The sequence below is a fragment of the Agrobacterium sp. 16-172Ci genome, assembly GCF_053522725.1.
Genome location: NZ_JBNWBW010000011.1, coordinates 1 through 22191 on the forward strand (window position 1 = coordinate 1; position 22191 = coordinate 22191).

The window sequence follows — 22191 nt, forward strand, 5'->3', positions numbered from 1 at the left end:
CCGCCGGGGAGAAGGTGGCCCGAAGGGTCGGATGAGGGGGCTAGCTCTCCGAATATCTCTACCGTAGCCCCCTCATCCCGCTGCCGCGGACTTCTCCCCCTCGGGGAGAAGAAACAAGCGGCAAACACCCTGTCCATAGGCGGGTGTCGCTGCTCCTCAGTCACGCGCTATGCGAAGAACGACCGACCCACCAGCACCTTCAATTCGCCGGCATGGACTTCGAGCGCCACATCCCGCTCCATCGGCAGCAATTCGCCATCGATGACGCAGCGCAGGTCATGGCGTCTCTTCGGAAAATGCAGTTCCACATCCGTCACCGTCATGGCGGTCACGGCGGCGTTTTCCTTCAGCCTGCCGCGCAGAATGTCGAAAGCGAGCTTGGCGACACCGGAAGGACGCAACGGATCGGTGAGATAAAAGCCGAGATGGCCGCCCGAGACATTATCCGCCACCAGCAGCGAGCTCTGGCCGAATTCATTGTTGGAGACGGAAATGGCCGAGACCTTGCGATGCTGCGTTTCGCCGTTGACGGTGTATTCCACTTCGAAGACCGGCGGATTGAGGATGACGTTGATGGCGGCGCGGACGCTTGCCTTGATCTTGCCGAGGCGGGAGGCAAAAGCGAGATTGTTGCGATAGCGCACCATGCGCGAATGCAGGCCCGCGGAAAACTGGTGGACGAAGAGGCGGCCATTGGCGCTGGCGATGTCGACACTGGCAATCTCGCCATTCGCCAGCGTCTCCAGCACCTGGCGAATATCGAGCGGCAGCTTCAGCGAGCGGGCGAAGAGGTTCATGGTGCCGGCCGGAACGATGCCGAGCGCGATGCCGTGTTTCCAGGCGATGGCGGCTGCTGCGGAAATCGTGCCGTCACCGCCGCCGGCAATGATGCCTTCAATGCCCGGCTCATCGGCGGCGCGCTCCATTTCCTCAACGATATCCTTTCCGGAGACCAGACGGCAATCGATGGCGTGGCCGGCGCGGGTGAAGACCTCGCGGGCATGGTCGCAATAGGCCTCCATGTCGGTGGTGCGAAACGTGCCGCCGTCACGATTGAAAATTGCAATGAGCTTCATGTTTCCAACCCGATCCATTGAGGCAGCCGCGCGTAAATGCCTGACCCTATATAGGGTTCCGAACACCATCGCGTGAAGATGCTCTTTTGCCGAGAATCGCTCTACCGCAACGCATCATTTCATGTTAGGGATCACTTAAGGTCATTTTCATGACCGCGCATCTCCAGTCAGGGCAGACCGCTCCCATACGGTCTTGCCCTTTTTTCTGTGGGCCCTTCCCGCTTTTCAGGTCACGATGAGCCAGTCGAATATGTCCGAAGCCCGCCCTGGCGCGGAGAATGAAACCGTTTACACGGACGCTCCTGCCGTGGCCCTTTCCCCGCTTGCCATCGCGCTCATCGAACTGGCGCTTGCCGCCGGCGGCTTCGGCATCGGCACCGGCGAATTCGCCATCATGGGCCTCCTTCCGGACGTTGCCACCACCTATGGCGTCACCGTTCCGCAGGCGGGTTATGTCATCACGGCCTATGCGCTCGGCGTGGTCATCGGCGCGCCGATCATCGCGGTTCTCGCCGCGCGCATGACGCGCCGCACCCTGCTTCTCGGCCTGATGGGGCTTTTTGCGGCCGGTAATATCTTGAGCGCCGTCGCGCCGGATTTCCTGAGCTTCACCGTTCTGCGCTTCATCACCGGCCTGCCGCATGGGGCTTATTTCGGGGTTGCGGCGCTGGTGGCGGCCTCCATGGCGCCGATCCACAAGCGCGCCCGCGCCGTTGGCCGCGTCATGCTCGGCCTCACCATCGCCACCCTGCTCGGCACGCCGCTCGCCACCTTCTTCGGCCAGCTGCTGTCCTGGCGCGCGGCCTTCATGCTGGTCGGCGGCATCGCGCTTCTGACGGTGGCCCTGCTCTGGTTTTTCCAGCCGCGTGACAGGGTGGAGGAAGGCGCCAGCGTATGGCGTGAACTCGGCGCTTTCCGCCGCGTGCAGGTGTGGCTGACGCTCGCCATTGCCGCCGTCGGGTTCGGCGGCATGTTCTCGGTCTTCAGCTATATCGCCAAGACCACCACCGATGTGGCGATGATGCCGGTTTCCACCGTCTCCATGGTGCTGGCGCTGTTCGGCATCGGCATGAATGTCGGCAATGTGGTCGGCTCGCGGCTGGCCGATATTTCGCTCAACGGCACGATTGGCGGCATGCTCGCCTTCAACGTGCTTGTCATGACCGTGTTCGGCATGACGGCGGACAATCCTTTCATGCTCTGCCTCTGCGTCTTCCTGATCGGCTGCGGTTTCGCCGCCTGTCCGGCCGTGCAGACGCGGCTGATGGATGTGGCGCAGGATGCGCAGACGCTGGCCGCCGCCTCCAACCATTCCGCCTTCAACATCGCCAATGCGCTCGGCGCCTGGCTCGGCGGCCTCGTCATCGCCATGGGTTTCGGTTACGCCTCCACTGGTTATGTCGGCGCGGTTCTTTCCCTTCTCGGGCTTGGCGTTTTCCTTGTTTCCGTCACCGTCGAACGGCGCGAAAAGGCGGCCTGAGCCGGCCCTATCGCAGCTTACGGAAATTTCACAATCGGGTGCTTGACTCTTTTCGGTTTCAGGCGCAACACGGCCTTACGCGCAGGCCAATCAGCACGGCGCGGATTTCAACGGAGCATCATTGGATGTCTAGCGACAGTAGCAGTCGATTGCCTTTGCCGAGACCGGCGAACGTGAACTGATCCGACCGCTGTCGGCTCACCACCGCGTTCGCCGTGATCGGCGAATCGACGGAAAGGTGAGCAATCATGAACTTCCACAACCTCTCCCAGAGGGCCAGCAAGGCCGCACGTCTTCTTCGTAGCGGAAACGCCGGTTCCTCCACCACCATTGCCGAACGCGTCGAGCACCTCAACACGCTGGATGTCGCCGAGGCCGTAACCGCCCTCCTCGCCATGCCGCAGGCAAAGGCCGTCGCCATTCTCGACCGGCCCGAACTGCATGGCGCCGCCGCCATCATCGCCCATATTCCTGTCGAACAGGCCGCCCGCCTCGTCAATCTGATGTCTGACGACCGCGTTGCCGACGTCATGGCGGAAATGGCCGAAGAGCCGCGCGCAAAGCTGTTTTCCCGGCTGGACCGCACGACGGCGCTCTCCATCCAGCACCTGATGGGTTATCCGCCGCGTACCGCCGGCTCGATCATGACCACCGAATTCGTCAGCGTGCCGGACAATTGGACGGTGGAACAGACCCTTTCGCACATCCGCGTCGTCGAGCGGTCGCGTGAAACGGTCTATGCCATCTATGTGCTGGCTGAGGACGGAACGCTTTCCACCGTCGTGACGCTGCGCCGCCTGCTGACCGGCGAAGCCGGCGCCTCCATCCTCTCCGTCGCATCGAAGGAAGGCATCGTCTGCGCCAGCCCCTTGATGTCGCAGGAGGATGTCGCCCGGCTGATCCGCAAGCACGACCTTCTGGCGCTTCCCGTCGTCGATGACCGCTCGCATATTCTCGGCATCGTCACCGTCGATGACGTGATCGACACCATGATCGCCGACACGACGGAAGATGCCCACAAGTTCGGCGGTATGGAGGCGCTCGGCAAGCCCTATATGACGATCGGCTTTCCGGACATGATCCGCAAGCGCGCCGGCTGGCTCGCAGCACTCTTCCTCGGTGAAATGCTGACGGCCAGCGCCATGCAGCATTTCGAGGGCGAGCTGGAAAAGGCCGTGGTGCTGACACTGTTCATTCCGCTCATCATGTCGTCGGGCGGCAACTCCGGTTCGCAGGCCACCTCGCTTATCATCCGGGCGCTGGCGCTTGGCGAGCTGAAGCTTTCCGACTGGTGGCGGGTGCTGCTGCGGGAAATTCCGACGGGCCTGACGCTCGGCTGCATTCTGGGCGCCATCGGTTTCCTGCGCCTGAGCCTCTGGCAGCAAGCCGGTTTCTACGACTACGGCGAGCACTGGCTGCTGGTCGGCGCCACCGTTTTCGCGGCCCTCGTCGGCATCGTCACCTTCGGTTCGCTCGCCGGCTCCATGCTGCCCTTCGTGCTGCAGCGCCTGCGGCTCGATCCCGCCAGCGCCTCGGCCCCCTTCGTCGCGACGCTGGTGGATGTCAGCGGGCTCATCATCTACTTCTCGGTGGCGCTGGTGATCCTCAGCGGTACGTTGCTGTAAAAGACAAAAGGCCCGCTCGGAAGAGCGGGCCTTCAACTTTTTAGGGCACAGAATAATTTTTCCTCCGTCATGCCGGACTTGATCCGGCATCCAGCCACGGCGCGTCTGCGCCGTGAAAAGAGTCTATTGCGATCAAAGACTTGATCGCGCTGGACCCCGGATCAAGTCCGGGGTGACGGAGTGCGAATGATGCAACTTTGCCAAAAGCGTCGTTTCAATCGACAAAGCCCTAATCACCCACCCGCGTTGATCACGCCCGTTCCCAGCAGCCCCAAAAGAATAACGCCAATGACCACGCGGTACCAGACGAAGGGCATGTAGCTCTTGGTGGAGACAAGCTTGAGGAAGACGACGATCACGGCATAACCGACAACGAAGGCGATCAGGGTCGCGAGCCCCGTCGGGCCCCAGCCGACTGGATTGTCCTCGCCGATACTCTTGAAGAGCTGGTAAAAACCGGAACCGAAGACGGCGGGAACGGCGAGCAGGAAGGAATAACGTGCGGCCGCCTCGCGGGTGTAGCCTAAAAGCAGGCCGGCGCTGATGGTGCCGCCCGAGCGCGAAACGCCGGGGATAAGCGCCATGGCCTGCGCGAAACCGAACAGGATACCGTCTCGCCAAATGAGCTGGTTCAGCTTGTAACGCTTCTCACCGATTTTATCGGCAACGCCGAGAACGATGCCGAAGACGATCAGCATCACGGCGGTGATGTAAAGGTTGCGCAGCGAGTGCTCGATGGCATCCTTGAAGAACAGGCCAAGAAAGACGATCGGCACGGAACCGATGATGATGAGCCAGCCGAGCCGGGCATCGGCCTTGTTATACTCGCCAAGGCGAAAGTTCTGCCGGAGCCAGGCGATGGCAATGCGCATGATATCCGACCAGAAATAAACCAGCACGGCCGCTTCGGTGCCGATCTGCGTAATCGCGGTGAAGGCGGCTCCCGGATCCGCGCCGGAGGGCAGGAACTCCCCGGCGATCCTCAGATGCGCGCTTGAAGAAATCGGAAGAAATTCCGTAAGCCCTTGCAAAAAGCCGAGAAATGCGGCCTCCAACCAACCGATGCTCATGTGTCTTGATGTCCCTGCTGCGAATCGAGATCGCAGCATTATGCATCAATCGGGGCAAATACATGTTGCATCGCACCATGAAAAAGGCGCACGGATGGGTGCGCTTTTACCCGTGATTTTTCAGGCGGCCTTTTCCTTCGTCTCGGGAAGGCGGGTATATTTCGCGCCGTTCCTGCACACGACATGGGCGTCGCCCCAGCTTTTCAGCGCCGAAATCACCGGTATCATCGTCTCGCCGAGCGGTGTCAGCGCATAGTCCACGCGTGGCGGCACCACCGGGAAAACGGTGCGGGAAATCAGGCCGGCCTCTTCCAGTTCGCGCAGCTGCTTGGTCAGCATGCGCTGGGTGACACTCGGAATATGGCGGCGCAGCTCGTTGAAGCGCAGCGTGCCCTCATTGATGAGGTGATACAGGATCACGCCCTTCCATTTGCCATCGAGGAAACTTAAAGCCGACTCCACCGGGCAGCCGGGAAAGTTGCCGGTGAGCTTGGCGCGCGGTCGCGACATCCCAGTATCCTTTTTGTATGTATCATCACAAAATGTGCATTCTTGCGATCGATGTTCATATGTATCAAGTAAGAGGCACGCAAACAAGCAAAGGAGACTGTTCATGCGCGCCATCGGTTACAGGACCAGCCAGCCCATCACCGCGAAAGACGCCCTCGTCGATATCGACCTGCCCCAGCCGGAAGCGAAGGGGCACGATATTCTGGTGGAAGTGAAGGCCGTTTCGGTGAACCCCGTCGATACCAAGGTGCGCCGCAATCAGTCGCCGGAAAACGGCGAACCCCGCGTGCTCGGCTTCGATGCGGCGGGCGTGGTAAAGGCCGTCGGCGACAAGGTCTCGCTGTTCAAGCCGGGCGACGAGGTGTTTTACGCCGGTGTCATCAACCGCCCCGGCTCCAACAGCGAGTTCCATCTCGTGGACGAGCGCATTGTCGGCGCAAAGCCGAAGTCCCTGAATTTCGAGGAAGCCGCCGCGCTGCCGCTCACCGCCATCACCGCTTACGAGACGCTGTTCGACCGGCTGCGGGTGAAGGAGCCGGTTCCGGGCGCGGCCAACGCCATTCTGGTCATCGGCGGCGCGGGCGGCGTCGGCTCCATCGCCGTCCAGCTTCTGCGGGCGCTGACCGATCTCACCGTCATTGCCACCGCTTCACGGCCCGAGACGATTGCGTGGGTGAAGGAACTCGGCGCGCATCACGTCATCGATCACAGCAAGCCGATCGCCCCGCAGGTGGAGGCGCTCGGGCTCGGTGCGCCGGGCTTTGTCTTCTCCACCACCCACAGCGACATTCATGCCGCCGACAGCGTGGCGACCATTGCGCCGCAGGGTCGTTTCGCGCTGATCGACGATCCGGCCGGCGGTTTCGACGTCATGGCTTTCAAGCGCAAATGCATCTCGATCCATTGGGAAATGATGTTCGCCCGCGCCGTCTTCCAGACGCCTGACATGATCGAACAGCACAGGCTGCTCAACCACGTGGCGGAACTGGTCGATGCCGGCAAGATCAAGACGACGCTGACCGAGGTTTTCGGCACCATCAATGCCGCAAATCTCATCAAGGCGCATGCGCTGATCGAGAGCAACAGGGCCAAGGGCAAGATCGTGCTTTCGGGCTTCTGATCGAAGGTGAGGCGTCCGCATCGCGGACGCTTCTCTTCCGCTTATGGAGATGTTTGGGCCGAGCGCAAAAACGCCCGGCTATTCCTGTCAATCGTCGTCCGGATCTTCCGGGCACGGCCAGGAGGCCGGCGCGGTGAGTCCGTTCGGCAATTTGGTCTTGGCGTCGCCGCAGGCAATGTCGATCTGTTTCTGATCAAGGCCGGTGGCAGCGGAAAGATCGACCCCTTCGATCCTCGTCAGCAGCAGGAATGCGCTGGTGAAATCCACCGGACCGCCGAGCTTGGCGCCGCCGAAACGGGCTCGTGACAGATTGGTCAGGGAGAATTTCGAGCCGTTCAGCGTCGCGCCCTCGAAATCGGCGCGGCCGAGTTCAGCCTTGGTGAAATCCGTGCCGTCCAGCTTGGTGTTTTCGAATTTGGTCCGCTGCATTTCGGCATTGACGAATTTGGCGTTGGTGGCGTCGGCGGCGGAGAAATCGCTGCGATAGGCTTCCACCTTGGTCAGATTGGCGCCCTGCAGGTTCGCCTCGCCAAGGGCCGTGCGGATAAGCTTGGCCTTCTCGAGATTGGCCCCCTTCAGCGACGAACCGCGCAGGTCGGTATAGGTGAAATCCGTGCCGTAAAGCATTGCCGAATCGAGATTACTGCCGCCCAGCATCAGCAGACGCTTGTTGCATTCGCGCCAGTCGATGCCGGCCATGGCGTCGGTACGGCAGCTTGCGGCCACCAGCGGACCGCCGCTGAAAGAAACGGCAATCATCGCAAGCGTCGCCACACCGGCAACGAACCCTGTCTTCCGCACGATATTCAGCCTTTGAAAGCCGGACATTCCTTCACTCCCTGCCGTCGGGCGACGGTACCTAGGACCATATGCACATTCAAGGCGTTACCGCATCGCTGAACCACAATCCACGGGCCACGCGACCACGCAACACCCCAACATCCTATATGTAGGAAATCGAAGAGCAATCCACAAATACTGACGGGGAGACGGGCTGTGAACGCCGCTCTCTCATCCCGGGCTAGACACGGCAACCGTTAACGACGCGTCTGCTTCGCGGGAAATTGGCCCTTCGATCAGAGGTCTGCTCGTTCCACAAATGTCGTCACTCTCGGCCGTATGACACAATGGCTGAGAGTGATTGCGAGCGGTCTTCCCACGCTCGGCATCATCCTCGGGGCCGTCCCGAGGACCTATCCACGTATCGTGAAATCAATCCGTTGCAGATGCTCGGGACAGGCCCGAGCATGACGGAAGAGAAGGCTTCGGCCGTAATCGCCGTCACATATTGGCGTAAACCGGCCCCTCGCCGCCCTGCGGCGGCACCCAGTTGATGTTCTGGTTGGGGTCCTTGATGTCGCAGGTCTTGCAGTGCACGCAGTTCTGGGCGTTGATGACGTAGACTTCTTCGCCGTCCTTCTCCACCCATTCGTAAACGCCGGCCGGACAATAACGCGTCGAAGGGCCGGCAAAGACGTCGTGCTCGGACGATTTCTGCAGCGCCATGTCCTTCACCTGAAGATGCACCGGCTGGTCTTCCTCATGGTTGGTGGAGGACAGGAACACCGAGGAGAGGCGGTCGAAGGTCAACACGCCATCTGGTTTCGGATAGGCGATCGGCTTATGTTTCGAGGCCGGTTCAAGGCTCTCCGCATCCGTCTTGCCGTGCTTCAGCGTGCCGAAGACGGAGAAGCCGAACAGCTGGTTCGTCCACATGTCGAGACCGCCAAGACCGACGCCGATCAGCGTGCCGAATTTCGACCACAGCGGCTTGACGTTCCTGACCCGCTTCAGGTCCTTGCCGATATCGCCGTCGCGCCATTCGGCCTCGATCTCCGCCACCTCGTCATGGGCGCGGCCGGCGGAAATCGCCGCGGCGATCTTTTCTGCCGCCAGCATGCCCGACAGCACCGCATTATGGCTGCCCTTGATGCGCGGCACATTGACGAAACCGGCGGAACAGCCGATCAGCGCACCGCCGGGGAAGGTCAGCTTAGGTACCGACTGGTAGCCGCCTTCGGTGATGGCGCGCGCGCCATAGGAGATGCGCTTGCCGCCCTCGAAGGTCTCGCGGATGGCCGGATGCGTCTTGAAGCGCTGGAATTCCTCGAAGGGATAAAGATAGGGGTTCTTGTAGTTGAGGTGCACCACGAAGCCGACGGCGACGAGGTTATCTTCGAGATGATAGAGGAAGGAACCGCCGCCCGTCTTGAAACCGAGCGGCCAGCCGAAGGAATGCTGCACGAGACCCTGTTTGTGCTTCTCCGGCTTCACCTGCCAGAGTTCCTTGATGCCGATGCCGAATTTCTGCGGCTCGCGATCCCGGGACAAATCGAATTTGGAAATCAGCTGCTTGGCGAGCGAACCGCGCACGCCTTCGCCGATCAGCACGTATTTGCCGTGCAGCTCCATGCCGCGGGTGAAGTTCGGGCCCGGCTCACCGTTCTTCTCGATGCCCATATCGCCGGTGGCGACACCGATCACCGCACCCTCATCGTTATAGAGCACTTCGGTTGCGGCAAAGCCCGGATAGATTTCGACGCCGAGCCCTTCCGCCTTTTCCGCCAGCCAGCGACAGACCAGCCCGAGCGAGACGATGTAATTGCCATGATTGTTCATCAGCGGCGGCATCATGAAATTCGGCAGGCGAATGGAGCCGGCCGGGCCTAAGAACAGGAACTGGTCGTCCTTGACCTCGGTCTTGAAGGGATGCCCCTCCTCTTCGCGCCAGCCCGGCAGCAGCCTGTCGATGCCGATCGGATCGACCACGGCACCGGAGAGAATATGCGCACCGACTTCCGCGCCCTTTTCGAGAACGACGACCGAAAGCTCCGGCTCCACCTGCTTCAGCCGGATCGCGGCGGCAAGGCCCGCAGGACCCGCGCCAACGATCACAACGTCGAATTCCATCGCTTCGCGTTCGGGCAGTTCCATCGCTTCCGTCATCTCATCCTCTCCGCATCGCCGGTCCCATCCGGCTGTTGTTATATCCGCTTTCAGGCATTCCCGGCGCATCGCCTGCGCCGGTCAAAAAGCCATCCGCGACACCGCATCCACCAGCGCCTGTCTTCGCAAAGCAGGACGCCTTTGTCGAGCTTCTATAGCGGCAAAACATGTCGCACGCCAGTCAATTGTCAGACAACCTGATGATTGCTTTATTACTTTTACGTTCACGTAAATAAAAGAATAGGAGTGACGCGCACGGGCGTCAAGGGTTGTTAAAGCCGGATACTGAAGAAGGCGGCAAGGCTGTGGCGGCCCTATTTCCGCAGTTGCTTGGCGTTTTCCGCTGTCTTCTCACGCGGTTTCAGGCACGTGTCCGCGCTATGCCGAAACCAGATTTCAGGAGAGTGACTGCCGCGACCCGTCAAGTCGCGGCAGGCAATCAGGTGACGTCCTGAAGCTGCGCTTCGCCGTCGTGGAGGAAGCACGCCCTGTTAAAAAGGCCGAGATCGACGAAGTTCGGAAGGCGAATATCGCGAATGTCGGGAAGCCGCTTGCTTTCCGGATCGAACGATCTGTCGATTTGCGAAATGAAGCCCAGAACGCAACCTGTCCGTCGCGCAAAATCACCGAGGGCTCGTAGCTGCTCGGAAAGAACGGGCTTGCTCCGCTGTTGATCCAGCGCCTGGAGATAGTCGATCACCGCGACTGTTCCCGGTCGTGACCCCGACATCCGATCGATGATGTAGTCCGCACTAATTTCATCGGAAGTGACAATCTGAACTTGGTTGGCGAAGCCTTCATTCTCTTTTTCAAGCGATTGGAGATATTTTCCCGCCTGTTTTTCGGTCAATTCCAAGGTAAACAGAAACGCCTCGCGGCCGTCCCGGGCCGCATCGATCAGAAGCTGAAGACCAAGCATGGTCTTGCCCTGCCCGGGTCGGCCAGCGAGCAGTAAAAGGTCGCCGGCATCGAGGCGGGAAAGCACCGTTTCGGAAAGTGGCCTGGAAGACATTCGGGACGACAGCATGCTCCACCTTGCAAAGCCCTCTTCTTGCGCGATCTGATCCAGCGCTTCATTCAGCGGAACATCATTGTTTCGCGCCATCAGCTTTGCACGGCGTTTCAGCTGAAATATCGGTGCAGAAAGTTTCATCAAAGACCTCCATCGCGAGCCGAAACGCAACCCCTCCTCATGCGATGCTCGAACAGATGGTTCGATGATTTGGCGTCACCCTGCATGTGCGATGCTTTCCCGAAAGGAGGGGGGAGGCTTGGGTCTAGCCTGTGGTTGAAAGCTAGCGGGTTGCGCGATTCGCAGCAAGGGGCGCAAGCCGTTCGGCAGGTCGTCGGAATTGCTACCTGATGTTGCGCTCGAGTTGCGGGCGCCATAAAACCTGTCATGCACCGTGAAAAAGAACGTCAGTTCAATTGAGGAGAACGCCACCTTGAAGCGATTGATTCCAGCGCTGTTGTTATTGTCGTGGTTTGGCGCGATGCCCTTGGTGGCAAAGGCCGATGTCTCTTCCGCCAATCAAAACGAATCGGCCGCAGCATTTCAGGGCCTCGACACGCTCGCGCGGGAAACGCGCGCGCAGGGGGATTTACCGCGATTGTCCAACCCCGCTCATGCGAAGGTGCTGGACCGGCTCTGGAATGTGGAGGGGACCCTTGGCAGGCAGCCATACCGGTCCGCCGATGTTCCAGCGCTCATCGCCATCGGCGCGAATGCGGGCGCCGTTCTTAAAACCTATGCACTGTTTACCCCACAGAACGGCAGCCTTCCGGACACAGCGGCAAATACGTTCAAATACCAGGACGAAATCGCACGCGCCGGAGCCTATCTATTACATGTCCACGCGGCTCAGCTGGAGGCGATTACCGATTTTGTCGCTGTGCTTCCTGCCGATCAGATGAACAAGGCGCGTCGCGATGGCCTGCGCCAGATGCGCCTTGGCATCATGGAGCAGTTTACCGGATTGACCCTTATGCTGCGCTCACCGAATCTGCGATCCGAGAACCGGCTCATTTTGCTGAACGCCCTCAATGCCAGCGCCATTCCCGTGGTCGCCGCGACCTCCCTTGCCGACCGAACCGCCATGGCCACCCAGATCGACACGATTTTGCCGGAACTGTCCGGGCTTGAACACGACAAGGCGCAGGCGCTGAAATCGCTCTTCATGAACCAGAATTGCGACGGGCTTTGCGCTATGGATCAGTAGCAGTTCATACCCGGTTGACGCAAAGGGGCTGCAACCCTGCCCCTCAGACCTCCCCACTCAAACCGCCCATTCCTCATCCGTCGTGAACACGATCGTCAGCCAGCGGTCGCTCCCCTCGCCGCCCAGCGCATCGCCGATTTCGTCGCGGATCGCGTCCCATTCTTCCAGACGCCGTGGCGGCCAGTTTTTCGGGACGATGAAAAAGAGTTCGATCTGACGGCCGCGGCCGACGCGGGCGACATAGGAATAGTGCGAGGAGAAACCGAATTTCTCCACCGTCTCGGCGGCCACCCGGTCCACATGCTGCTTGAATTCCAGCGGGGTGACCAGAAGGATGTCCGCCAGCGCCTGTTTCACATTGCCGAGCGGCATGGGAATGATGACGAGGCAGACCAGCGCCAGCACGGCCGGGTCGATGTAGGGTGCGAGCCATGCCTGCGCCGTTCCCTTGAGCCCGTAACCCACGGCGAAGGCGACGAAGAGCGCCATGCTCAGAAGCGCGCTCATCAGCCAGCTTTTGGCGTCCAGCGCCACGAAGGCGGATTTCAGCCGGCGGTTCTGCCGTTTGACGAACCATGCCATGGCGAGCGAGACGGCGAAGCTGACGAAGGTGACGACAATGGCGTAATCGAACTCGATCAATCTGCCGCCATCCATCAGGCTGTCGACGGCATTGATGAGGGCGTAGATCGCCGCCCCCATCAGGAGCGTGCCGTTAAGCCCGAGCACCATCGGCTCCAGATGCCAGAAGCCCATGGTGAAACGCTCCACCAGCCGGCCGCCGGGTTTGGGCGCGGCGGAAGCGGCGATCAGCCGCGCGACAAGCAACGCCAGCACCGTCATGAAAGCATCCGTCAGCGCATAGACACCATCGAAAACCACGGCGAAGGAGCCGGAGAACAGGCCTGCGCCGATGCCGAAGAGCGCCAGGAGAACCGTGACGGCAATGGAGAATTTGAGCAGGGATTGTTCTGTCATGACGTGTATTTTACCTTCAAACCGGATGCCGCCTTGGCGGAGCGCTTTCTCTTTTCCTTGAATCGAGAAAATCCTCTAACTCTTTGTTTTGTAGCATTTCCAGGCGGAAAACCGGGGTCCACTTTTCCTGGAAATGCTCTATAAACAGCACATTGAGCACTCACAAGACAGGACAAAACCCATGGATCTCGGCATTTCCGGCAAACGCGCCCTTGTTCTCGCCTCCTCTCGCGGCCTTGGGCTGGGCATTGCCACCGCGCTGGCGAAAGAAGGCGCACATGTCCTTCTTGTCGGCAGAAGCGGCGAGAAGCTGGAGGCGAATTGCAAGGCGATCAATGCGCTTGGCAAGGGCAAGGCCGACTGGGTGTGGGGCGATCTGGCCGAGGACAATTTCGTCGAGGCCATGGTTCAGGCCGTCAGGGAAAAGCTCGGCGGCATCGACATTCTCGTCAACAACACCGGCGGCCCGACGCCGGGCCTTGCGCAGGAAATGACGTCCGACAAGCTGGATACCTTCTTCCAGTCGATGGTGCTGCGCGTCATCACGCTCACCAATGCGCTTTTGCCGCAGATGAAGGAACAGGGGTTCGGCCGCATCCTGACCGTCGCTTCCTCCGGCGTGTTCGAGCCAATCGCCAATCTGGCGCTGTCCAATACGCTGCGCGGCGCACTGGTCGGCTGGAGCAAGACGCTGTCCTCCGAAGTGGCCGGTTTCGGCATCACCTCCAACCTGCTGCTGCCCGGCCGTATCCACACCGACCGCATCGATGAACTCGATGGCGCCAACGCCAAGCGTCTGGGCAAAAGCGTCGAGGAAATTCGCGAGGCTTCCGTGAAGAGCATTCCGGCCGGCCGTCTCGGCACGGTCGAGGAATTCGCAGCCGCCGGCGCTTTCCTCTGCTCGGTGCCGGCAAGCTACATCACCGGCACGATGCTCAGGGTAGATGGCGGCGCGGCGAAGTCGAATTAAGGCCACAGAGCTACGAATCCGGTCAGGAAGCCGCTCCGTAGATCACGTAGCGGTTCCGGCCAGTATTCTTGGCCTCGTAGAGGGCGGTATCGGCCCGGCGCAGGACATCGCTTGCGCTCTCACCCGGATTTGCAAAGGCAATGCCCGCCGAGCAGCTGTATCGGAAACCGGGCATGTCTGCGAGCGGTGAGGCCTGCGCCAGTGATGACAGCACCCCCTGCATGACCGCCTCAACGCCTAAAACGCGCGAACCGGCGACCATCAGCAGGAACTCCTCACCGCCGATCCGCCCCACGAGATCGTCGCGGGCGACCGCAGCGGAAAGTCGGGCGGCGAAGTCCTTGAGAACCAGATCGCCGCAGGCATGGCCAAAACGGTCGTTCACGGACTTGAAGTGGTCTATGTCCATGATGATGACGGCAAGGGCCTCGGCCTTGTTGGGGCCAAGCCTGTGATTGAGAATATCCATGACGTAGCGACGGTTGCCGAGGCCGGTCAACTCGTCGCTCAGGGCGAATTTCAGCGCCCTGTCCCGCTCCTGGCGAAGATCGCGCAGCTCAACACCGAGTTCGGAAATATCGGTGACGACGCAAAGCATCCAGCCGCCCGGCAGCGTCGTCTCGGTCGTCAGCATCCAGCGCCCGTCATTGAGGCTGGTTTCAATGGTGCGATACGGCAGCTTGCCGCGCCTCGTTCCCGCCGAGCGCAGCCATAATTCGAAATCGGCGGTCTCGACGGCCGTGCCGGTGGAGTTGCGGTAACCGATGCGCATCAGATCGGCCCATGTCGGAAATTCGTCCGGCCCGATGCCGAGCGCCATGCGGAACGCCGCGTTGGCGAAACGCAGTTCATCTTCGCCGTCGAAAAGGGCATAACCCTGCTGGGACGCCGCCATCAGGTCCATGAGATGGCGGTTGAAGCTCTCCGCATCGCCGCGGGCGTTTTGTGCCGGCGACACGTCTTCGAGGGTGGAACGGGCCGGCTTTCGGGACATCGGGGCTCCGCGTCTGCAAACACAACAAATACAAAAATAAATCTGCTCTTTAACGCTATAGTTCAGCCTTATACTCGCTTTATGCGAAAAAATATTTAATGCCGGCGGCATGACGGCCTTCCAGCCATGGTGATTACTTCATGCAATTTTCACAATAAACCCGGGTGCAGGCGCTTGCCATTCCGTCAGCCCTGTGCAATCAACCGCCCTCCTCTGACATCGGGGTGCCAAAGGCATCCCTTATTTTCACGCCGGGCCGCCTTTCAGGCCGGGCGGGTGTTTCTATCGGCAACAAGGATATGGCGATGACGCAAAAGCGGGCTCTCGGCCTCGATTTCGGCACGACCAACACGGTCATGGCTCTTTCCGACGCGGGCGGTGCCAGCCGTTCCATGCGCTTCACCAGCAGCGCGGGCACGGATGACAGCATGCGCACGGCGCTCTCCTTCATGAAGGATGCCGGCCTTGGTGCGGCCGCCCTGCATGTGGAAGCCGGCCATGCCGCCATCCGGCAATTCATCGACAATGCCGGCGACTGCCGTTTCCTGCAATCGATCAAGACATTTGCGGCCTCGCCGCTGTTTCAGGGCACGCTGATCTTCGCCAAGCGCCAGAGCTTCGAGGATCTGATGGACGTGTTCCTGCGCAAGCTGAAGACCTATGCGGGCGAGGAATGGCCGGAGGATGTCTCCACCGTCATCGCCGGCCGGCCGGTGCGTTTCGCCGGCAGCAATCCGGATGAAACGCTGGCGCTCGCCCGTTACAACGAGGCGCTCACCCGCGCCGGTTTCCCGGAAATCCACTATGTCTATGAGCCGGTGGCAGCCGCCTATTATTTCGCGCAAAGCCTGAAGAAGGACGCGAATGTGCTGGTGGCGGATTTCGGCGGCGGCACGACGGACTATTCGCTGATCCGCTTCGAGACCCATGCCGGCAAGCTTTCCGCCACCCCCATCGGCCATTCCGGCGTCGGCGTGGCGGGCGATCATTTCGACTTCCGCATGATCGACAATCTGGTCTCGCCGGAAATCGGCAAGGGCAGCAAGTTCAAGAGCTTCGACAAGGTGCTGGACGTGCCCTCCGGCTATTACGTGAATTTCGGCCGCTGGAACCAGCTGTCGATCTTCAAGACCTCGAAGGAATTCACCGACCTGAAATCGCTGGTGCGCTCGGCGCTGGAGCCGGAAAAGCTCGAACTCTTCATCGATCTGGTCGAACATGACGAGGGTTATCCGCTCTATCAGGCGATTTCCGCCACCAAGATGGCGCTCTCCTCGGCGGAAGAAGCGGAATTCAACTTCGCACCATTGGGCAAGGCCGGCGGCAAGATGGTGAAGCGCAGCGATTTCAACAACTGGATCGCCGAAGACCTCGCCAAGATAGAAGAAGCGCTCGACGAGGTTCTGGAAAAGACGAAAGTCGCGCCCGAAGCCATCGACAAGGTGTTCCTGACCGGCGGCACCTCCTTCGTGCCGGCGGTTCGGGAGCTTTTCACCCGCCGTTTCGACGCCGACCGCATCGAAAGCGGCGGCGAGTTGCTCTCGATTGCCCATGGTCTGGCCATGATCGGCGAAAGCGGCGACATTCAGCGCTGGACAGTGTGATTTGCGGGTTTCCCGGGCGGGGAACATGGGGTAATTTCCGCCCATGATCGCCGCTCACGACCTCTCCCCGGCCGAACTCGCCGCCCTCCTGCATTTCCATGCGGATGCGGGCGTGGACTGGCTGCTGGAAGACCAGCCGGTCGATCGTTTCGCCGAATTTGCCGCCGCCCGCCCGGCCCGATCCGCGCCTGCGCAGGAGGCCGCAGCAGCTTCACGCCAGATGGAAAGGCCGGCGGACCGCCGTGCCGATGCGCCTCAGCGGCAGGCGGCGACGCGCAGCGCCCCGGCGCGCGGCGCACCGGCGGCTCCCGCCATTCAGCAGAATGTCGCCATGCCGGACGAGCAGGCGGTGGCGGCGGCGCGTTTTGCGGCCGAAAGCGCGCGGTCGCTTGCCGAGCTGAAAACCGCGCTCGACGGTTTCAGCGGCTGCAACCTCAAGAACAGCGCGCGCAATACGATCTTTACCGAAGGCGACCCCGCTTCCGCCATCATGGTCATCGGCCCGATGCCGGATGCCGATGACGACCGCGAGGGCCTGCCCTTCGCCGGCAAGGCCGGGCTGTTGCTCGACCGAATGCTGGCAGCCATCGGGCTTGAGCGCAGTACCATCATGCTCGGCAATGTCGTGCCGTGGCGGCCGCCGGGCAACCGCCCGCCGACTCAGGCCGAAATGGATATCTGCCGCCCCTTCATCGAGCGTCAGATCGCCCTTGCGGAGCCGAAACACCTGTTGCTTCTCGGCAACTTTACCGCACGTTTCTTCTTTGGCGGCACCGGCACGATCCATACGCTGCGCGGACAGTGGCGTGATGTCGCAGCCGGACACCTGATTTTGCCGGCTTTGGCCAGCCTGCATCCGCAGGAACTTTTGAACGCGCCTGCCAGCAAGTCATTGGCATGGCAGGATTTATTGGCTTTTCAGGCAAAGATTGCCGAAGGCTGACTGCCTTATTCTTGCTCAATGTAAATGAATTATGAAAAAAGCCATGCACAATGCGCATAACAGCGGCGCATTTGCTCAGCTTGCCGAATCCATGCTGCGCTGCGATATAGCCCCATGTCTTGGGAGGAATAGGTTTAAGGAACCAAGGCAATGACCACTCGCTTCCGTCCGGTACATTCCGGCTTTGAAACGCTCCGCCTGGCGGGCCTCGGCCCTCGCTCCAGTCAGGGCTACCATCGTTTCGGCGCAGCCGCAAACGAACAGATGACCGCACGCGCTGCCATGCAGCAGGTTCGCGTGACGCGTCCCTCGGCAGTCTTCGCGGATTTCCGCGAGCGCTGAGAAGCACTCAGGCCAGTCTAACGCTGGTCCACAGATATGATTGCGCGCTGGCGTCTTTCTTCGGGAAGGCGCCTTTTGCTTTTGCGGTTTTTACGATCATAAGTCTCCGTCATGCCGGACCTGATCCGGCATCCAGCCAGCCCAAGTCCTTGGGCTGAAAGAACTCTTTTCGCCGCGCGGACGCGCGTCGGCTGGATCCCGGCTCAAGGCCGGGATGACGGAAGAGGTTGCCATGAAACACCGGCAATAACATCTCTCACCCCTGCGGCGTCGAGGCCTTGCGGGCCGCCCGTCTTGCCAGGCCCAGCTGATGCTCGCGAAAGATGATGAAGATGCCGGCGAGGATAACGATCGCCGTGCCGATCAGCATCGTCACCGTGGGAATATCTCCGAACAGAATGTAGGAGACCGCGATGCCGAAGATGATGGAGCTGTATTCGAAGGGCGCGATGACGGAGACTTCGGCGTGCCGGTAACTCTCCGTCAGGAAGATTTGCGCGACCCCACCGCAGATGCCGCTGGTGATCAGCAGCATGGCCTGCGTCATGCTCAACGCACTCCAGCCGAAAGGCACGCTGACGAGCGACAGCAGGGTGGCGGTGAGCGAAAAATAAAGCACGATGGTCGGCGTCTTTTCAGTCTCCACCAGTTGCCGCACCTGGATCATCGCCAGACCGCCGAGCGCCGCACCGCACAATACGGCAATGGCCCCCAGCCCCTCACCCGCGGCAAAACCGCCTTCCCTCAGAAGCGTCATCTTCGGCCAGAGAATCACCAGCACGCCCGTCATACCGACGAAGACCGCGCTCCAGCGATAGATGCGCACCTTTTCATGCAGGATGACGGCGGCAAAAACGACCGCGAGAAGCGGCGAGGCATAACCGATGGCGATGAATTCCGGCAGCGGCAGCATGGTCAGCCCGTAAAAGCCGCAGGCCATGGACAGGATGCCCAGAAACCCGCGCTTGAAATGGCCGAAAAGATTATTGGTGTGCAGCGCGCTCGTCAGCGCATGCAGCCACGCCAGATAGACGACAATCGGGAGAATGGCGAAAGCGGAGCGGAAGAAGGTGATTTGGCCGGCAGGCACATCGCCTGCGGCCTTGATACAGGTCTGCATGACAAGAAAAAAGCCGACCGAAATCAGCTTCAGGCTAATCCCGCGAAAGGGATTCATCGGTTCGGCGTTCATTGGCAACTACTCATATCGGCTGCGCAAACACGCCATCGGGGGATTTTTCATGCGGGGAGGACGACGCAGGGGAATTGGAATTGCGCAAGGCTAGAGCATTCCCCCGGCGCTTTACAACAAAAAATGTGATTTACCCGTGAATTCGGCTGATTTGGGGAGGGATTGTTTTCGCGGCTGCGGAAATGATGCAAACCAAAAGCGACGCGCGCTAAAATTTGAAGAAAATAAAATATAATTTCAGCAATCGTTCAACATTTGCTGCCATGGTCCACAGGTCCGGCGGCGGGAGGATTGTCTGCATGGCCGGCAAAGCCTTCCATGGCGGGACAGAATGTCCTCCGACGCGCACATGAACGTGACGAATATTCTACCCATTTTACATCCGGGCCTTATGACGACATGATGCCGGGAAGACCACGCAAAGTTATTCAGGGACAGTCATGCGAACAGACACGGGCCAGATCGTTCACCTGGCAGATTACCGCCCCACCGATTTCGTTCTGGAGCGGGTGGATCTCACCTTCGAACTCGACCCCAAGAATACCAAGGTCGAGGCCCGTCTGATCTTTCACCGGCGCGAAGGCGCCGAGCGGCAGGCGCCGCTGGTTCTGGATGGCGACGAGCTGAAGCTTTCCAGCCTGCTGCTCGACCAGGTGGAACTTCCCGCCGGTCAATATGAGGCGACGCCGGAGAGCCTGACCATCCGCGACCTGCCGGCGGAGGCGCCCTTCGAAATCTGCGTCACCAATTACATCAATCCGCAGGTCAATACGCAGCTGATGGGGCTTTACCGCACCAATGGCGTCTATTGCACCCAATGCGAGGCGGAAGGTTTCCGCCGCATTACCTATTTCCCCGACCGTCCCGATGTTCTGGCGCCCTATACGGTGACGATCATCGCGGCGAAGGAAGGTAATCCCCTGCTGCTCTCGAACGGCAATTTCCTCGGCGGCGGCAATTACGATGAAGGCCGTCACTTTGCGGCATGGTTCGATCCGCATCCGAAGCCCAGCTATCTCTTCGCACTCGTCGCCGGCGATCTCGGCGTGGTGGAAGATACCTTCACCACCATGTCCGGCCGGGAAGTCGCGCTGAAGATTTATGTCGAGCATGGCAAGGAGCCGCGTGCGGCCTATGCCATGGACGCGCTGAAGCGTTCGATGAAGTGGGACGAAGAGCGCTTCGGCCGCGAATACGACCTCGATATCTTCATGATCGTCGCCGTGTCGGATTTCAACATGGGCGCGATGGAGAACAAGGGCCTCAACGTCTTCAACGATAAATTCGTGCTGGCCGACCCGGAAACCGCCTCCGACGCGGATTACGCCAATATCGAGCGCATCATCGCGCATGAATATTTTCACAACTGGACCGGTAACCGCATCACCTGCCGCGACTGGTTCCAGCTCTGCCTGAAGGAAGGCCTGACGGTCTATCGCGATCAGGAATTTTCCGCCGACATGCGCTCGCGCCCGGTCAAGCGCATCGCCGATGTGCGCCATCTGAAATCAGAGCAGTTTCCCGAGGATTCCGGCCCGCTGGCACATCCGCCGCGCCCCGATACCTATCGCGAAATCAACAATTTCTACACGACGACCGTCTATGAAAAGGGCGCCGAAGTCACCCGCATGATCGCCACGATCCTCGGCGCGGACGACTTCAAGAAGGGCATGGACCTCTATTTCGAGCGCCATGACGGCGAAGCCGCCACCGTCGAGGATTTCGTGAGGAGCTTCGCTGACGCCAGCGGCCGTGACCTTTCACAGTTTTCGTTGTGGTACACCGAAGCGGGCACGCCGCTCGTCTCCGTATCCTCGGCTTATGATGCGGGCAAGTCCACATTCAAGCTCACTCTGGAACAGACGACCGCGCCGACGCCCGGCCAGCCGGTAAAACAGCCGCGTCACATTCCGCTGTCGCTGGCGCTGATCCTCGACAATGGCCAGATCGCCGAGCCTCAGGCCGTCGAAGGCGGCGAGTATCGCGACGGCGTGCTGCATCTGACCGAACGCAACCAGACATTCTCCTTCTCCGGCATTTCCTCGCGGCCGGTGCTGTCGATCAACCGCAGCTTCTCGGCGCCGATCAATCTGGATTTCGAGCAGAATGCGGCCGATCTGGTGCAGATCGCCCGGCATGAGACGGATATGTTCGCGCGCTTTCAGGCGCTGACCGATCTTGCCCTGCCGGCGCTGATTGCCGCCACCAGGGCCGTGCAGAATGGCAAGGACGTTCAAACGGATGCGGAGCTGACCGCAACGCTCATCGAAATCATCGGCAACGACGCACTTGAGCCCGCCTTCCGGGCGCAGGCTCTCGCCTTGCCGAGTGAAACGGATATCGCCCGTGAAATGGGCGGCGACAATGACCCGGACGCCATCCACAAGGCGCGCAACGCCACCATCAAGGCCATTGCGACAGCCGGGCTCGAAACGCTGCGGCGGCTTGCCGAAAGCACGGCTGATGGCGAGGCCTACAGCCCGGATGCGGTAAGTGCGGGACGCCGTTCGCTGCGCAACGGCGCGCTAACCTTCCTCGCCTTTGCCGAGGAAACGCCGGCCCGCGCGGCAAAGGCCTTTACTGAGGCCACCAACATGACCGATCTCGCCCATGCGCTCAGCGTGCTGACCCAGCGTTTCCCGGAAAGCACGGAGACAAAGGAAGCGCTTGCCGCCTTCGAAAAGCGCTTTGCCGACAATGCGCTCGTGCTCGACAAGTGGTTCTCGCTGCAGGCAGCCATTCCGGGCGACGGCGCACTCGACCGGATCAAGGCACTGATGAAATCGAAACATTTCATCGCCACCAATCCGAACCGGGTCCGCTCGCTCGTCGGCACGCTTGCCTTCGCCAACCCTACCGGCTTCCACCGCGCCGATGGCGCCGCTTACCGGTTCCTGGCGGAGCAGATCATCGCCATCGACAAGCGCAATCCGCAGCTTGCCGCCCGCATTCTCACTTCCATGCGCTCCTGGCGGTCGCTGGAGGCAAGCCGTGCCGAGCACGCCAAGGCGGCGCTTTCGACGATCGCCGACGCCAAGGGCCTGTCGACGGATGTAAGCGACATCGTCGGGCGCATCCTGAAGGGCTGACCGCCCCGCCAAAACTCCGGACAATGCCGATAC

At 60.7% G+C, this 22191-nt stretch carries 18 protein-coding genes; 9 read left to right on the forward strand and 9 right to left on the reverse strand.

Annotation, left to right across the window (positions count from 1 at the left end):
* Nucleotides 1-167: 167 nt before the first annotated feature.
* On the reverse strand, nucleotides 168-1076 hold the full coding sequence (locus ACQZ40_RS12085; protein ID WP_448748026.1) for a diacylglycerol/lipid kinase family protein: 909 nt from the start codon (nucleotides 1074-1076) through the stop codon (nucleotides 168-170).
* Nucleotides 1077-1311: 235 nt separating this feature from the next.
* On the opposite strand from ACQZ40_RS12085, the gene ACQZ40_RS12090 reads away from it, so the two are divergent.
* Both ACQZ40_RS12090 and mgtE read left to right on the forward strand, forming a co-directional pair.
* Nucleotides 1312-2556, forward strand: a complete 1245-nt coding sequence (locus tag ACQZ40_RS12090; RefSeq protein ID WP_304982380.1) for an MFS transporter — start codon at nucleotides 1312-1314, stop codon at nucleotides 2554-2556.
* 248 nt (nucleotides 2557-2804) lie between these two features.
* Nucleotides 2805-4181: a magnesium transporter gene (gene mgtE / locus ACQZ40_RS12095; protein ID WP_078054236.1), complete on the forward strand. Its 1377-nt coding sequence runs from the start codon at nucleotides 2805-2807 to the stop codon at nucleotides 4179-4181.
* Nucleotides 4182-4414: 233 nt separating this feature from the next.
* Here the strand turns inward: mgtE and ACQZ40_RS12100 are convergent, their stop codons facing one another.
* Nucleotides 4415-5251 carry an undecaprenyl-diphosphate phosphatase gene (locus tag ACQZ40_RS12100; RefSeq protein ID WP_080817340.1) on the reverse strand — a complete coding sequence of 279 codons (837 nt, stop codon included), beginning with the start codon at nucleotides 5249-5251 and terminating at the stop codon, nucleotides 4415-4417.
* Between the two features lie 120 nt (nucleotides 5252-5371).
* On the reverse strand, nucleotides 5372-5761 hold the full coding sequence (locus ACQZ40_RS12105; protein ID WP_080817341.1) for a winged helix-turn-helix transcriptional regulator: 390 nt from the start codon (nucleotides 5759-5761) through the stop codon (nucleotides 5372-5374).
* A 103-nt stretch (nucleotides 5762-5864) separates the two neighbouring features.
* Between ACQZ40_RS12105 and ACQZ40_RS12110 the strand changes: the two genes are divergently transcribed.
* Nucleotides 5865-6881, forward strand: coding sequence for a zinc-binding alcohol dehydrogenase family protein (locus tag ACQZ40_RS12110; RefSeq protein ID WP_142846236.1), 1017 nt, complete (start codon nucleotides 5865-5867; stop codon nucleotides 6879-6881).
* Between the two features lie 87 nt (nucleotides 6882-6968).
* Here the strand turns inward: ACQZ40_RS12110 and ACQZ40_RS12115 are convergent, their stop codons facing one another.
* The 3 genes from ACQZ40_RS12115 to ACQZ40_RS12125 form a co-directional block, all read right to left on the reverse strand.
* Nucleotides 6969-7709, reverse strand: a complete 741-nt coding sequence (locus ACQZ40_RS12115; protein WP_448748027.1) for a pentapeptide repeat-containing protein — start codon at nucleotides 7707-7709, stop codon at nucleotides 6969-6971.
* 453 nt (nucleotides 7710-8162) lie between these two features.
* A complete protein-coding gene (locus ACQZ40_RS12120; RefSeq protein WP_448748028.1) occupies nucleotides 8163-9827 on the reverse strand; it encodes an electron transfer flavoprotein-ubiquinone oxidoreductase in 1665 nt (554 codons plus the stop codon).
* Nucleotides 9828-10266: 439 nt separating this feature from the next.
* On the reverse strand, nucleotides 10267-10980 hold the full coding sequence (locus tag ACQZ40_RS12125; protein WP_338810194.1) for a DNA helicase: 714 nt from the start codon (nucleotides 10978-10980) through the stop codon (nucleotides 10267-10269).
* A 292-nt stretch (nucleotides 10981-11272) separates the two neighbouring features.
* On the opposite strand from ACQZ40_RS12125, the gene ACQZ40_RS12130 reads away from it, so the two are divergent.
* The gene (locus ACQZ40_RS12130; protein WP_236761156.1) at nucleotides 11273-12046 is read left to right on the forward strand and encodes a hypothetical protein; all 774 of its coding nucleotides are present in this window, start codon (nucleotides 11273-11275) and stop codon (nucleotides 12044-12046) included.
* 57 nt (nucleotides 12047-12103) lie between these two features.
* On the opposite strand, the gene ACQZ40_RS12135 is transcribed toward ACQZ40_RS12130, so the two are convergent.
* Nucleotides 12104-13024: a cation diffusion facilitator family transporter gene (locus tag ACQZ40_RS12135; protein ID WP_448748029.1), complete on the reverse strand. Its 921-nt coding sequence runs from the start codon at nucleotides 13022-13024 to the stop codon at nucleotides 12104-12106.
* A 181-nt stretch (nucleotides 13025-13205) separates the two neighbouring features.
* Between ACQZ40_RS12135 and ACQZ40_RS12140 the strand changes: the two genes are divergently transcribed.
* On the forward strand, nucleotides 13206-13994 hold the full coding sequence (locus ACQZ40_RS12140) for an SDR family oxidoreductase (protein WP_080856149.1): 789 nt from the start codon (nucleotides 13206-13208) through the stop codon (nucleotides 13992-13994).
* A gap of 22 nt (nucleotides 13995-14016) precedes the next feature.
* Here ACQZ40_RS12140 and ACQZ40_RS12145 read toward each other — a convergent pair whose 3' ends face one another.
* On the reverse strand, nucleotides 14017-14988 hold the full coding sequence (locus ACQZ40_RS12145) for a diguanylate cyclase domain-containing protein (RefSeq protein WP_448748030.1): 972 nt from the start codon (nucleotides 14986-14988) through the stop codon (nucleotides 14017-14019).
* Between the two features lie 305 nt (nucleotides 14989-15293).
* On the opposite strand from ACQZ40_RS12145, the gene ACQZ40_RS12150 reads away from it, so the two are divergent.
* The 3 genes from ACQZ40_RS12150 to ACQZ40_RS12160 all read left to right on the forward strand — a co-directional run bounded on the left by ACQZ40_RS12150 (nucleotide 15294) and on the right by ACQZ40_RS12160 (nucleotide 17877).
* Nucleotides 15294-16592 (forward strand): Hsp70 family protein, encoded by a 1299-nt coding sequence (locus ACQZ40_RS12150; RefSeq protein ID WP_448748031.1) that lies wholly within the window; start codon nucleotides 15294-15296, stop codon nucleotides 16590-16592.
* Nucleotides 16593-16635: 43 nt separating this feature from the next.
* Complete coding sequence (locus ACQZ40_RS12155; RefSeq protein WP_078054244.1) at nucleotides 16636-17535, forward strand: uracil-DNA glycosylase; 900 nt, start codon at nucleotides 16636-16638, stop codon at nucleotides 17533-17535.
* Nucleotides 17536-17685: 150 nt separating this feature from the next.
* Nucleotides 17686-17877 carry a hypothetical protein gene (locus ACQZ40_RS12160; RefSeq protein ID WP_003509784.1) on the forward strand — a complete coding sequence of 64 codons (192 nt, stop codon included), beginning with the start codon at nucleotides 17686-17688 and terminating at the stop codon, nucleotides 17875-17877.
* Nucleotides 17878-18133: 256 nt separating this feature from the next.
* On the opposite strand, the gene ACQZ40_RS12165 is transcribed toward ACQZ40_RS12160, so the two are convergent.
* Nucleotides 18134-19069, reverse strand: a complete 936-nt coding sequence (locus tag ACQZ40_RS12165) for a DMT family transporter (RefSeq protein ID WP_059753763.1) — start codon at nucleotides 19067-19069, stop codon at nucleotides 18134-18136.
* 440 nt (nucleotides 19070-19509) lie between these two features.
* Between ACQZ40_RS12165 and pepN the strand changes: the two genes are divergently transcribed.
* Complete coding sequence (gene pepN / locus ACQZ40_RS12170) at nucleotides 19510-22158, forward strand: aminopeptidase N (RefSeq protein WP_448748032.1); 2649 nt, start codon at nucleotides 19510-19512, stop codon at nucleotides 22156-22158.
* Nucleotides 22159-22191 lie beyond the last annotated feature (33 nt).